Raw genomic sequence first — 13,118 nt, 5'->3', positions numbered from 1 at the left:
TTGGTGGACCGCGGCTTAGCCGGGTAGATGAGTTTTTTGTGGTGATGCCGTTCCAGCAGCCAGTGGTTTAAAGCTCCGGAAAATCAGATAACTGATGGCAGATGCGATTCCGCCTATGAAAAATGCAATGTCACCAGCTGCTGAACTGATATTCGCCAGAGGCCCGGTAAATAACTCGGTATTCCAAAAGAGCATTGACGCACCACAACCGATAGCCCATGCGATGAATCCCCATTCAATTTTTCTTGAACGGTCAAATAGTTCTGCGACCCCGGCCTGACCGCTGCGTGATGACCGCAAGTAATAGTCTAGAAGCAAGACCGTAGAAAATGGCATCACTAGATAAGCTAGCACGGATAAGAAATCGTAGAACGTGCCATATGGGTCGCCCTGCATCCATAGCGCAATACCGATGCTCAGAACCGACATCGTGATGACGCCGACCGGTCGGCTGATAGGTAGCCCGATCGTCAGTAAAGAAAGGGCCCCTCCGTAGAGATTCATGGCGGAAACCGGGATCGTCGACAGGACCACCGTGATCATGGCTACCGGTGCCCACGAGCCGGTCAATTCGCTGAGTGCTTCAACAGCTCCCAGATCTGCAGCGAAGCTTGAAACAAGGACACCGATACTGCCTAACCAAGCCATCGAGAAAAAACTTCCAGCTGCCGTAAACATGGTGATTTTCGTGTGTGAAACCGAGGCCGGTAAATAGCGAGAGAAATCGGAAGCAAAAGGAGTCCACGTCAAAACGTACGCGAAAAAGAAGCCAGCAAATACGGCCCAGGATGCGAATGAACCGTCGCCGAAATCTCCTGCTGGAACCGAACTTAAATTGAGCTCGACGTTATTGACCGAGATGACGGAGATCACTGCAAACAGCACCGCCAGCACGACGGTGGCAATCTTATTGATGAGGTGTACGAGGTTATATCCCCAAACTGCCGTAACGGCTTGCAGAGAGTAGATCACTACTGCGCCCAGCCAGAACGGTACGTCTACTAGTGTTTGCAGCGCTAAAACGGCAAAGACTGTATTGACTGCTGTCCATCCCAAAGCGGAAACCACGGTCAGCAAGGTTACCGGAACTGCATTAGCGTGATAGCCCATCGGGCCGCGGCCTTGCACCTGTTGTGCAACTCCAAATTTTGCGCCGATCCCCGCAAGGAGACCCATGAGTACTGCCCCCAGCGCAGAGCCCACAGCCACTGCCGAGAGGCCTTGTAATACCGTCAGCCCGAATGAGGCAGAGAAAAACCCGGAGACTAGGACGGCAAGTACCATGTTTGCAGCAAACCACAGTGTAAATTGTTGGCGGGCGTTTCCATGACGCTCGCTTGCGGGTATCTCCTCGGTTCCATAAGGCTCAGCAGAGCTGAGCGAGCTTCCGTAGACAGCTTTGGGCGTGATATCCACCACTTCTATTCCTTGCTCTTGCATGCATGAGACTCTAGTCACACTTGAGGTGTCCGGTCAAGAGGGGTGATAAATCGCAGGATATTGCGCCATCGATATTGCCTGTGGTGCGAAAATCAGGACGTGTTGTATGCAAGGAAGTTGAGTGGCTCATCAACGTCTGCAGCGCGAGGTTGGTCAAAGAGCACTCCTGATTCACCGTAGTCAGATGTCTGAACTTGAGTAGTTCAGGCGCCGAGCTCTGGAAGAATTTCAGTCGGGGTCTCCGATCAATGTCGTGAATCGATCAGACTGACTAGGGTTGTGTGAAAGACCTGACAAGAGAAAGAGATCGACATGACGCTAACCCATGAACAAAATCAGTTGCTGGCCGATCCACGCTGGCACAATAACATCCTGTCCGGCGGTTGGAAATCCGGCACCGGCGAAGACATCACGATCATTGAACCAGCAACCGGCGACACCCTTGGCACCATTGGGTCCGCAAGTCCCGACGACGTCGAAGCAGCAGCCAAGAGTGCGGCGGCTGCCCAGAAAGAATGGGCCAGGATGGTCCCGACCCAGCGTGCCGCAATCCTGCGCAAAGCCGGTCTCCTGTTTGAACAGCACGCCGAAGAACTCCAGTCCTGGATCATGAAAGAGACCGGGGCGATCCCACCGAAAGCTGATCTGGAACTGCACGTGGCCGCCCAGGAATGCTACGAAGCTGCAGCGCTGTGCACCGCACCGCAGGGTGATGTATTGACCTCGGATGAACCGCGCTGGTCGTTTGCGCGTCGTCGTCCGGCAGGTGTTGTTGCGGTGATTTCGCCGTTCAACTTCCCACTGATCCTGTCGATCCGCTCGGTTGTTCCGGCTTTGGCATTGGGCAACACCGTGCTGTTGAAGCCCGACCCACGCACTCCGGTGACCGGTGGTCTGATGATCGCGCGCGTCTTGGAAGAAGCAGGGCTACCTGAAGGCGTTTTGCACCTGCTGCCGGGCGGTGGCGATACCGGTGCGGCCATGACCGAAGCACCGGAAGTTCGTGTGGTGTCGTTTACCGGTTCTACCGCAGCCGGCCGCAAGGTGGGAGAGGCCGCCAGTCGGAACCTGAAACGCGCCCACCTCGAACTCGGTGGCAACAACGCGCTGGTTGTCCTACCGGGTGCCGATCTGAATGCTGCGGCATCCGCTGGGGCATTTGGTGCGTTCATGCACCAGGGCCAGATCTGCATGACCGCCGGACGCCATCTGGTCCACGAATCATTAGTTGACGAATACGTTGCCAAACTGGCCGAAAAAGCAAAGAACCTACCGATTGGTGACCCCGCCACTGAGGCTGTCGCACTTGGTCCTATCATTGATGAAGGCCAGCGTGATAACATCCACGCGATCGTTGAAAAAGCCCAGACCCAGGGAGCCACGCTCGAGGCTGGTGGCCAGTACGAGGACCTGTTCTACTCGCCAACTGTGCTGTCGAACGTCACGGTAGACAACACCGCCTGGGCCGATGAGATCTTTGGTCCGGTAGCCCCGGTCATGTCGTTTGCGACCATTGAAGAAGCCGCCGACATCGTCAACAACTCAGAATACGGCCTATCGGTTGGCATCCTGGGGGATGTCGGTACCGCAATGGATCTGGCAGATCAGATCGAATCCGGCAAGATCCACATCAACGAACAAACCGTCGGCGACGAAGCCAACGCCCCATTTGGTGGTGTCGGTGCATCCGGTACCGGATCGCGTTTCGGCGGGCAACAGGCCAATATCGAAGCCTTCACTGAGACCCAGTGGCTAACCGTGCGCTCCTCGATCGCACAGTACCCGTTCTAGCATCAGATAACGCAGCCCAAATGCACGGTTGTTATCACCTGCGGGTCTCGATAGCAACCGTGCATAGCACTTCAACGAGGGATCTCCGGGCAGGCAATGAGCGTGCGTTGATGCTGCGTCGTCACCGGTTAGCGTTCCACCGGTGGGCCCATGAGGAGCAAAGTAACGTAGGCGATAATCACGACCGCCAAGCCACTCAAGATGCTGCGGGCCGGGTGATTGATGACCCACCGCAGCAGCCGGTCATGCCAGGTGTGGTCGCGCGGATCCTCGGCGGCGGTTCGGCGCCACTGACCTTCGAGGCGGCCGGAGCGGTGTAACCAAATATCCACCGGGACCGTGGCATATGGGACGACCGCGCTGATGACGGAGATCGTTGTTGGTACTGCTGACCAGCGTTGATTTTTCGATACCAGAACCGCAGTCAATGCATAGGATAAAAACACGAAACCGTGGATCCCGCCGCCGATGGTGACCGCCAGATCCCAGCCCTGGCTGGCTCGCAGAATCAATCCACCAATGAGCAACGTCCACGAAAACACCTCCGCAATGGCAAAGAAACGGAAGAATTTACGCGGCGTTGCGAACATTATGATCCTCGAATACAGCGGGGCAGTGTCGGTAGGGCGTTTGGCGCCTTCAACACCCTAGCTGATCGACCTGAACACAGTCCTTGGAAACCACCGGCTTGCGCTGCCTGCATCCAGTAATATGGGCAATACTTCCGTACCGCAGTCGATGAGCAGCGCACGACACCCCGCGAGATAAGGAATACCAATGACGACGACCGACTCAGCATCTTCCCGCCCCGTCTTCGACGCCATGACCCGCCGTGCTTCACATTCGAAAGTCACCGATGAGGCCCCCAGCCACGAAGAACTTGGCGAACTGATCAGCGTGATGTCCAGCGTGCCGGATCATTCGCGCCTGCGGCCCTGGCGGATCATCGAGCTACGCGGCAAAGACCGCGAAGCCCTGGGCAAGGCGCTGGCCAAGGCCAATAAGACGCCCAAAGAAAAGGGTATTTCAAAGGCCACCCGAGCGCCGCTGCTGCTGGCTCCCGTCGTCTGTCCAAAAAAGAGTAAGAAGGTGCCGTACTGGGAACAGGAAGCGGTGGCCGCCGGGGTCGCCCATCTCCTGAGCCTGTTGCTGGCCGAAGCCGGCTGGGGCACCATGTGGCGCACCGGGCTTGCCACACGCTCCAAAGCGGTTCGTAAAGCCATGAAATTAGCCAAGGACGAGCAGCTGCTCGGCTGGATATACGTGGGTGGGGTGCCCGAGAATAAGCGCAAACCCAAACCACGCAAACCCCTGGATCTAAAACAGCATTTAACCTCGCTGTAACGCGCACCCTTCCCTTCCGGGGTCTGCTCACCCAGCCCCAATGGGACATGAGGCGCTGATGTTGCACTGAATGCTCCAGCCGAGTGTTTGTGGGGTGCGTGGTTACCAATTGCCAGCTGCCGGGTCATCTCGTTCGGGTCTAAACCGCGAGACGGCAAGAAAGCCAAGTCCCAACACCAACACGTGGAGCACCAGGGACAGCCCCATCGCCTGTGAGAAACCGGTGTATTGCAGACCGATTTGCATGACGGCACCCAAGGCTGCGGCTCCGATGACCGCACCCACCTGACGAGCAGTGTTGTAGACGCCCGACCCCGCACCCACCAGATCGGCTGGCAGCCCACGCATGGAAATAGCAGAGTTTGCCGACCATGACATCGCGTTAGCAGCGCCCTGCAAGACCAGAGGAATCAGCAGCCAACCAAGCGGTACTTCGGTAGACATCAGGATGGCAAATAGGGCCATCGACGCCATCATGGCACCAAACCCGCATGTGGAGATCCGTCCTGGTGGCAGGCGATCAGTGAGTCTACCCAAGATGGGAGCCGTCACCACCGACACAATGGCCTGGGGCAAAATCAGTAACCCTGCCATTTGTGCGCTGAGTCCGGCGCCAAGCTGCAGATACAACATGATGGGCAGGTTCATCGAGTACACCGCAAAGCCCAACGTGGACACCGAGATGGCACCCCAACGGAAATTGCGAATCCGGAACAATTTGAGCGGAACTAACGCATCCTGGCCATGACGTTGGGCACGGCGCTGCAACCAAATGAACACGACCAGCCCGACCATCCCAAGGGCCAGCCCACCGAACAACCAGATGGGCCATCCCAGCCTCGGGCCCTGTTGCAGCGTCAGCACGATAGCTAGGACGGCGACCAACGACAGCACGGCGCTGACCGGGTCAATACGCGATACTCGGGTGGGTAACTTCGGCACTCACATCGCTACCAGGACGATCGCGAGGATGCCAAAGGGGATATATAAAAAAAGACCCAGCGCCAACCTAGCCCGCCGGCTAGGAAGCCGCCGACCACCGGACCGAATAGTCCTGAGGAACTGGCAACTGCTGACCAAATACCCATGGCCGCGCCACGTTGATGATAAGGAAAGATCCGGTGGATCACACTCAGCGGCTGTGGGTTCAACAACGCTGCACCAAAACCTTGGACGGCGCGAGCAAAGATCAGCAATTCAATGGTCGGCGCGAAAGCGCATGCGGTGGCGGCCAGCACGAAGATAGCCATGCCGACCAGGTACACGTTGCGTTGCTCGAAACGATCACCCAGGCGACCCGTTACCAACAGCGGGACTGCAAACGTCAGCAGATATATAGCAGAGACCCACACAGCCTGATTGACCGAAGCGTCCAGCTCTTCGGTCATCTGGGGCAGTGCGATGGCGATCAACGACTGATCCATCAAGGTAATGAACAGGCCTACACACAACGCACCCAGAGCTTGCCACACAAACGCCATCGTAGGGCTCGCTCCCGACAGAACTGCCAGCGTGACTCTTTGGGTCGCATGCTGTTGGCCGCTGACATCCTCAATCTGTGCGCTGTACAGGAGCGATTTCGTGAAAATCAACCCCGGTATCACCCTGCGTGGGTGTGGGGGAAGAAGCGCTACGGCCAGCACGCCGGTGCCGCACGACAAATTGCCGGATTGCCGGATAGTCCGAACCCTGCGTTACCCGCCGCCGTTAACAGTCAAGAAAACTGTTGGTGACAAGGGGGTATGTCCATGAAATGCGGAGTCTTGCTGCCCAGCTGGAACACGGCGCTTAGTGGCATATCGGATCCCATGACGTAGCGGAAACCGCGAGCGAAAGAATATGCGCATTCAGGAATCCTAACGCGAACCTAGCTTAAAACCCTCCACATCCCAACGCCTCCCACGGCTGTTTGGGGGCATCGGCCAGGTGTCGAACTGACGCAATGGCTAGTGTGCTACCTCATGCTCACTCCCTAATCTGAAAGCAAGCTGAGAATCCTGACAACACTGGTACCTCACACACAGTGCAACGATAATCACGCCTCGTCACACACATCTAGGAAGAGATGGAAGGCCTACCCGTATGAATACGTCTGAAACGCACAGAACAGTATCTGCACAGCACCGTTGGATAGGTCTACGTGGTCTGAATATTCCAGACCTACGAGTATCTGCCAATCAGACGTCGCGTCCCTACATCTCTAGCGTATCCCCGTGTGACGCACACTCGGAGTTTTTCAGCGTATTTGCTGCTCCAGAGGAGCTAGTCATGGATTCACACCTTATTCCTACTACCTCGTGTTCTTTCTGGCCGTCTCACACCGTCGACCGTGATCAGCGCGAAATCCTGAGCCGTCCCAATTTCCAGAATAAATCCTGAGCCGTCCCAATTTCCAGAATGTGGTGAGACACCATGACCTCCGCGGTAACCGCGCGTCTAGATGATCCTCTTGTTCATGGGCCCAAAGTGCGTTACAGAGATAGCCACAGGCTCATTGATATTGCCTGCTGGGCACTAGCCATCTTCGGCGTGTATCTCATTCATTATGATTTTGTCCTCACACCACTACAAGTCGTGATGGTACTAGGACTGATCGTGATTACCGGCAGCGCCCAGTGGCTTTTTGGTTGGGGATTCTTCTTGTACCGACGCCGGTTCAGCACCGGCAGTTTCGACGAAATACGCGCCCTGTGGAAATCTGGCCTAGCTGCAGGAGCCATCTTATTGGTTACCGGGATCATTACCGGCTACTTTATGGACCATCCAGCGGCCATCGGCATCATCGTCATTCCGGCTGCGATGACGATGATGTTTGGTATTCGCTACGGCGAACGGCGTCGTCGTCTGGCCCGCGCACATCCCGACACTAATGCTGAGCGGACCCTTATCATTGGTGCCGGCGAAGTTGCCACCAGACTCATCCAACAGCTCGTGGCCACCTCGGGGACAAAATATTGGCCCATTGGGATGGTCGATGACTCCCCAGAAAAATGTAATGTCCAGGTTCACCATGTGCAGGTCCTCGGCACACTAGCCGATTTACGCCAGCTAGTGCCCAAAACCCGAGCACAGGTCATAGCCATAGCTATTGCGTATCCACCCAGAGGCTTGGTCCGCGAAATTCAACACCTAGCCGATGAGTTGGACGTTGTCGTGAAGGTCATCCCGTCATTAGTCGAGCTGTTTGAAACCGGAGTCCAAACAACTGACTTGCGCGATGTATCAATTTACGACCTACTCGGGCGGGCTCCGGTGGAAACCAACGTTGAAGAAATCGCCGGCTACCTCACTGGAGCTCGGGTGTTAGTGACGGGTGCCGGAGGATCGATCGGTTCGGTATTATGCCAGCACATCAGTCGTTTTCAACCCGGTGAATTGATCATGGTAGACCGTGATGAAACCGGTCTCCAACACACCCAGTTGGCGGTCAGCGGCAATGGGTTACTCAGCACCAAAGAAACGGTGCTGACCGATATTCGTGACGCCGATGCGGTTCGTCGCATCTTTGAAAATTACCAACCAGAAGTCGTCTTTCATGCCGCAGCCTTGAAACACCTCCCGATGCTGGAACGCTTTCCGGAAGAGGGCTGGAAGACCAACGTGCTGGGCACGTTGAATGTACTGGAAGCTGCTGCGGCGGTCAACGTACAACGTTTCGTGAATATCTCCACGGATAAAGCGGCCAACCCCACCAGTCAATTGGGCTACTCCAAACGTGCCGCCGAAAAACTCACCGCCTGGGTTGGTCAACAAACCGGCAATGAGGGCTACCTGTCGGTGCGGTTTGGCAACGTCATCGGCAGCCGCGGGTCAATGTTGCCAACCTTCACCAGTCTGATTGAACAAGGCGGTCCCGTGACCGTCACCCACCCGGAGGTCACCCGCTATTTCATGACGGTCGTAGAAGCCTGCCAGTTGGTGCTACAGGCCGGGGGAATTGGCAGTTCCGGTGAAGTCATGATCCTAGACATGGGCGAACCCGTACGCATTTTGGATGTTGCAAAACGCATGATCTCGTTATCCGGCAAGGACATCGACATCGTATTTACCGGCCTGCGCGAGGGTGAAAAACTCCACGAGCAGCTCACCGCCGATACCGAAGCAATCTTGTCCTCGGCACACCCGTTGATCAGCCGGACCCGGATTGAACCGTTGCCCGTTACTGAATTGAACTATCTCAACCCCACCGCGAAAGTGCAGAGCCAGTCATGACTGAATCACAGCTTATGCTGACTGAACAGGACCTCACCGAAGAGCGCATCCACCTGTCTCCCCCCGATGTCGGTCAGCTTGAAGAACAAGCGGTCCTGACGGCGCTGCGTTCCGGTTGGGTCGCACCAGTGGGGCCGGATTTGCAGGCTTTCGAACAGGAAATGGCCCAACGCATCGGTGTGAACCATGCGGTGGCCTTGGTCTCGGGGACAGCAGCCCTGCACCTGGGGCTCTTAGCACTGGGGGTGCAACGTGGTGACGTCGTCATCACCTCCACCATGACCTTCGCAGCCACCGCTAATGCGATTGTTTATACGGGGGCAGAGCCCTTCTTTGTCGATGTGGACCCAGCAACCGGCAATCTAGACCCGGAACTCTTAGAACTGGCCATTGGATACTTGCGCCACACCGGACAAAACATCGGTGCGATTATCCCGGTGGATTTACTGGGCAAAGCTGCAGACTACACGCGAATTGAAGCCATAGCAGCCCGCCAGGAAGTGCCAGTGCTTGCTGACGCAGCAGAAGCCCTGGGTGCCTACCACCGTGGCCACCCGGCAGGTAGCTTCGGGGATGCCTCGGTCCTATCGTTCAACGGCAACAAGATCATGACTACTTCGGGCGGGGGCATGCTCTTGACCAATACCGAAGAACTTGCCACCCGCGTCCGGTATCTTTCAACGCAGGCACGCCAGCCAGTGGCCCACTACGAACACACCGAGATCGGTTATAACTACCGGTTGAGTAACGTGTTGGCAGCACTTGGCCGGGCTCAACTAGAACGACTGGATGCGATGATGACGCGCCGTCGTCAGCTGCGACAACATTACCGCCACTGGTGCGACAGTACAGCCGGCATCACTGTGTTTGGCGCCGACCCTGATGACCAGGATAACTGCTGGTTGACTGCAGTGCTCTTTGACCCGGTACACCACCCTGGAGCGGTTGACGCGGTCATTTGCGAACTGGATGCCCGAGGTATTGAAACTCGTCGGCTCTGGAAACCCATGCACCTACAACCGGTCTTCGCCAAGACCCGATCGATACTTACCGGTGCCGCCGAGCACCTCTTTCAGAACGGCCTGGTGCTACCGAGCGGGTCGACGATGACTGCTTCACAAGTCCGACGCGTCTTGGACGCGCTCGAGAGTGTCTGCGGAGGATGACGATGACAACCGGTCATTTGGGAGACACTGACATGCGAATCATCATCAGTTGTGCAGGACGCCGGGTCTACGTCGTTCGCTGGTTCCAAGAAGCACTGCGCCAGGCCGGACTTTCTGGTGATGTCTACGTCTTGGAACATGACCCGGTAGCTGCCACCGCAGCCGCTGCGGATCACTACCGACCCATGCCAGCTTTTGACGACGACCATTACGCCGAGCACCTTTTGGAGGTGATCGACGAGCTACAACCGGATTTATTCATCTCCCTGAATGATCATGAGCTGACAGTCCTATCCCAGGGCTTAGCCGATCAGATTCGGGCATCTGGGGTGGTGGTGCCGGTGCTCTCTGCCGCCGGACATCGGAAAGTAGCCGACAAACTGGCCATGAGCCGCGCCCTGGAACGGGTTGGGGTACCCACACCGGAAACGGTAGTCGCCTCCGATGCTAAAGGCGTCTACGACCTACTTGAAAGATCCGCTGCGGTGATTGTCAAAGATCGGTGGGGTAGTGGTTCTTCAGGGTTGCGCCACTTCACTGCGGACCAAGCCTACGAGTGGTTCAACACCTACGGGACGAAACTCATCGAAAACGATCTCACCCAGCTCGATGAGATGATCTTGCAACCGGCGCTGGAAGGCATCGAGTACGGATTGGATATCATCACCCCGGTTCGCGGCGGTCCCGTTGAAGGCTTATTGGGACGCCGGAAATTGGGCATGCGACACGGCGAAACCTCGGCAGCCATTACCGTGGATCCCCGACCATTTAACGGTCTGGCCACTGCCCTGAACGCGACCCTGAGAATCCAAGGCACGGTCGATGTCGATGTGATCGTATCTAACGACGGCATTCCACATGTCATTGACATCAACCCGCGGTTTGGTGGCGGTTATCCGTTCAACCATATTGCCGGTGCCGACGTCCCGCACTTTTTGCTGGCCTCCACTCTGGGGGTACCACCCCGCCCCGGGTGGAATCGCTATCGCCATGACTTTGTCGGAGCCAAACACGAAGGCATTATCGGCTTCGAAAATATCAACCAGACCAGCACACCGACCGGCATCAGCACCGCATCAACGCTGAGTGGCACACGTTAGGACAACCCCAGGAGGTCAGCCGTGAACATGCAGACGTCACAGCCCCCGCAGCGGGACGTTCACGTCAACGTGCGCAATTACGGCCATATGCTCATCAAACACTGGGTGACCATTGTTCTGGGCACGGTGTTGGGTCTGGTCCTGGGATTGTTGGCTTCCACACAGCTGGTGCCAAAATATACGGCCACCACCACCCTATATATATCGGTGCGGGCCACTGGGGGCGGAGCCACCGACGACCTGCTGCAGGGTGCAAATTTCGCACAAGCCGCGATGCCTAGCTACGCTGACGTCGTCAAAACTACCTTGGTGCTTGACCAAGTATCTGAAGAACTTGACGGCAGCATCTTGCAGGCCGAGCTCAGCAGAGCACTAACCGTTAGTTCCCCGCCGGAATCCGTCCTGTTGAAAATCACCGCCGCCCACGACGACGCACAGACAGCTGCCCGCATAGCCAACACAACCGGGGCGGTTTTTATCCAGGTTGTCGAAAACGAGCTTGAGACCAGTAACAGCGGCCAGCACAGTCCGGTTCAAGCGCGTACCGTAGATTTGGCCTCGGTTCCCGAACCGCATACCGGATCACATTACATTCGCAACGGCACAATCGGGGTATTTATGGGCACCCTATTAGGAATTGGCCTGGTGGTGGTTCGTGACCTGCTCGATACCCGAGTGCATACCGCCAACGACCTTGAAAACGTTACAAGCCTGCCGGTACTAGGACGCATTCCCCACGATGACAAGATCCACCAGCATCCACTCATTGTGCACGATGAACCCTCTTCCGCTCGCGCCGAAGCCTTGCGAATGCTGCGCACCAATCTGCAGTTTTTAGGTTCTGGCGGCCCCGAAACCTACCTGCTCACCAGTGCGGTGCCCGGGGAAGGTAAAACACACACGGTAGCCAATTTGTCCATCGTGCTGGCTGAATCCGGTGCCCGGGTCACCCTGGTGGACGCCGATCTGCGCAGACCCCGGGTTGCCGAGGTTATGGGCATCGAAGGAACCGCAGGACTCAGCGACGTCCTAATCGATCAGGTCAGTCTCACCGATGTGCTCCAACCCTGGGGACTCCATGAGCTCACCGTACTGCCCGCCGGCCAGATCCCACCAAATCCCAGTGAATTACTGGGATCACCTGTCATGCGTAACTTGATTCGTGAACTCGAAGCAATCTCCGACTACGTCCTCATTGATACGCCTCCGGTACTGCCGGTAACGGATGCGGCAGTCGCATCGACTTTCACGTCAGGCGTCATCATGGTGGTCTCGCTGAATCACACCAAATGGAGTGAAATCATCCAAGCCTTGGAATCCTTAGAAACCGTTGACAGCCGGCTGCTGGGCTTCATCACGAATCGAGAAACCTCTGCCACTCCCGGTGCCTCCCGGCGAAGCGCAAGAGCTTCCTACGGCATGCTGGACACTTTCAGTAATGCGAGGGCGAGACGATGATTCACATTCTGACGCTGTGCACCGGCAATGTCTGCCGCTCGCCGCTGAGCGCGCAACTGTTCACCGACCGTCTTGACCCCAAGTTTTTCCGTGCCGAAAGCGCCGGTCTGTCCCCATTGACAGGGGACCGAATGCCAACCGAGATGCATCGCATTGTCGCCAGATTCGGCCTAGAAGACGCCACCGCACACCGAGCCCGGGCCTTGACCATTGAAACCCTGACGAATAGTGACCTGATCATCGGCATGTCACGGCATCATCGGAGCGCCGCGGTCCTATTGCACCTTCCTGCTGTTCGACAAGCGTTCACGCTGCTGGAACTGGCCCACATTGTGTCGCATATCGAAGAACAGGATGTGCGCGCTGTGGTGCAACGGCATACGGATGTCGAATTTGCGGTGCTGGAGACCGTGGTGCGGATGCGCGGCATGGTACCGCGGCTGTCACCTGCACGCCGCTATGACGTCGAAGACCCCTACGGCCGCTCGCATCAAGCCTTTGAACGTTCGGCACAACAGATTTACGACGCGGTAGACCAGATCGCAGCGTTCTTTCATCGCGTTTTCGCCACGCATCAGAGGAAACTACAGGAGAGGTCCTAACGGTC

General features: G+C 56.7%; 11 protein-coding genes. 7 read left to right on the top strand and 4 right to left on the bottom strand.

Features of this window, described 5'->3' with window-relative positions; genetic code table 11:
• Nucleotides 1–15: 15 nt before the first annotated feature.
• Complete coding sequence (locus tag FB556_RS01520) at nt 16–1,440, bottom strand: purine-cytosine permease family protein (protein ID WP_141864115.1); 1,425 nt, start codon at nt 1,438–1,440, stop codon at nt 16–18.
• Between the two features lie 312 nt (nt 1,441–1,752).
• Here FB556_RS01520 and FB556_RS01515 point away from each other — a divergent pair, with 312 nt between their 5' ends.
• On the top strand, nt 1,753–3,231 hold the full coding sequence (locus tag FB556_RS01515) for a benzaldehyde dehydrogenase (RefSeq protein ID WP_141864113.1): 1,479 nt from the start codon (nt 1,753–1,755) through the stop codon (nt 3,229–3,231).
• 128 nt (nt 3,232–3,359) lie between these two features.
• Here FB556_RS01515 and FB556_RS01510 read toward each other — a convergent pair whose 3' ends face one another.
• Nucleotides 3,360–3,821 carry a DUF3817 domain-containing protein gene (locus tag FB556_RS01510; RefSeq protein ID WP_141864111.1) on the bottom strand — a complete coding sequence of 154 codons (462 nt, stop codon included), beginning with the start codon at nt 3,819–3,821 and terminating at the stop codon, nt 3,360–3,362.
• A gap of 187 nt (nt 3,822–4,008) precedes the next feature.
• Between FB556_RS01510 and FB556_RS01505 the strand changes: the two genes are divergently transcribed.
• A complete protein-coding gene (locus tag FB556_RS01505; RefSeq protein WP_141864109.1) occupies nt 4,009–4,575 on the top strand; it encodes a nitroreductase family protein in 567 nt (188 codons plus the stop codon).
• Between the two features lie 102 nt (nt 4,576–4,677).
• Here FB556_RS01505 and FB556_RS13475 read toward each other — a convergent pair whose 3' ends face one another.
• On the bottom strand, nt 4,678–5,517 hold the full coding sequence (locus FB556_RS13475) for an MFS transporter (protein ID WP_211343942.1): 840 nt from the start codon (nt 5,515–5,517) through the stop codon (nt 4,678–4,680).
• Between the two features lie 8 nt (nt 5,518–5,525).
• A complete protein-coding gene (locus FB556_RS13470; RefSeq protein WP_211343941.1) occupies nt 5,526–6,056 on the bottom strand; it encodes an MFS transporter in 531 nt (176 codons plus the stop codon).
• 931 nt (nt 6,057–6,987) lie between these two features.
• Here FB556_RS13470 and FB556_RS01495 point away from each other — a divergent pair.
• Genes FB556_RS01495 through FB556_RS01475 form a run of 5 tightly spaced genes read left to right on the top strand, consistent with a single transcriptional unit; the run spans nt 6,988 to nt 13,113 of the window.
• Nucleotides 6,988–8,787, top strand: a complete 1,800-nt coding sequence (locus tag FB556_RS01495; protein ID WP_141864107.1) for a polysaccharide biosynthesis protein — start codon at nt 6,988–6,990, stop codon at nt 8,785–8,787.
• On the top strand, nt 8,784–9,953 hold the full coding sequence (locus FB556_RS01490) for a DegT/DnrJ/EryC1/StrS family aminotransferase (RefSeq protein ID WP_246057148.1): 1,170 nt from the start codon (nt 8,784–8,786) through the stop codon (nt 9,951–9,953). The genes FB556_RS01495 and FB556_RS01490 overlap by 4 nt, the downstream gene beginning before the upstream one ends.
• 2 nt (nt 9,954–9,955) lie before the next feature.
• Entirely contained in the window at nt 9,956–11,053 is a 1,098-nt protein-coding gene (locus FB556_RS01485; RefSeq protein WP_170200318.1) for an ATP-grasp domain-containing protein, read from the top strand.
• Between the two features lie 27 nt (nt 11,054–11,080).
• Nucleotides 11,081–12,511: a tyrosine-protein kinase domain-containing protein gene (locus tag FB556_RS01480; RefSeq protein ID WP_141864102.1), complete on the top strand. Its 1,431-nt coding sequence runs from the start codon at nt 11,081–11,083 to the stop codon at nt 12,509–12,511.
• Nucleotides 12,508–13,113, top strand: a complete 606-nt coding sequence (locus FB556_RS01475) for an arsenate reductase/protein-tyrosine-phosphatase family protein (RefSeq protein ID WP_141864100.1) — start codon at nt 12,508–12,510, stop codon at nt 13,111–13,113. The genes FB556_RS01480 and FB556_RS01475 overlap by 4 nt, the downstream gene beginning before the upstream one ends.
• Nucleotides 13,114–13,118 lie beyond the last annotated feature (5 nt).

Source organism: Enteractinococcus coprophilus, from assembly GCF_006716305.1.
Classification (GTDB): domain Bacteria; phylum Actinomycetota; class Actinomycetes; order Actinomycetales; family Micrococcaceae; genus Yaniella; species Yaniella coprophila.
This window is presented reverse-complemented; position numbering and strand designations above follow the sequence as displayed.

Excerpts from the sequence above, each read along its gene's own strand:
- FB556_RS01520 (WP_141864115.1), bottom strand. The coding sequence starts at position 1,440 with ATGCAAGAGCAAGGAATAGAAGTGGTGGATATCACGCCCAAAGCTGTC.
- FB556_RS01515 (WP_141864113.1), top strand. The coding sequence starts at position 1,753 with ATGACGCTAACCCATGAACAAAATCAGTTGCTGGCCGATCCACGCTGG.
- FB556_RS01510 (WP_141864111.1), bottom strand. The coding sequence starts at position 3,821 with ATGTTCGCAACGCCGCGTAAATTCTTCCGTTTCTTTGCCATTGCGGAG.
- FB556_RS01505 (WP_141864109.1), top strand. The coding sequence starts at position 4,009 with ATGACGACGACCGACTCAGCATCTTCCCGCCCCGTCTTCGACGCCATG.
- FB556_RS13470 (WP_211343941.1), bottom strand. The coding sequence starts at position 6,056 with ATGGCGTTTGTGTGGCAAGCTCTGGGTGCGTTGTGTGTAGGCCTGTTC.
- FB556_RS01495 (WP_141864107.1), top strand. The coding sequence starts at position 6,988 with ATGACCTCCGCGGTAACCGCGCGTCTAGATGATCCTCTTGTTCATGGG.
- FB556_RS01490 (WP_246057148.1), top strand. The coding sequence starts at position 8,784 with ATGACTGAATCACAGCTTATGCTGACTGAACAGGACCTCACCGAAGAG.
- FB556_RS01485 (WP_170200318.1), top strand. The coding sequence starts at position 9,956 with ATGACAACCGGTCATTTGGGAGACACTGACATGCGAATCATCATCAGT.
- FB556_RS01480 (WP_141864102.1), top strand. The coding sequence starts at position 11,081 with ATGCAGACGTCACAGCCCCCGCAGCGGGACGTTCACGTCAACGTGCGC.
- FB556_RS01475 (WP_141864100.1), top strand. The coding sequence starts at position 12,508 with ATGATTCACATTCTGACGCTGTGCACCGGCAATGTCTGCCGCTCGCCG.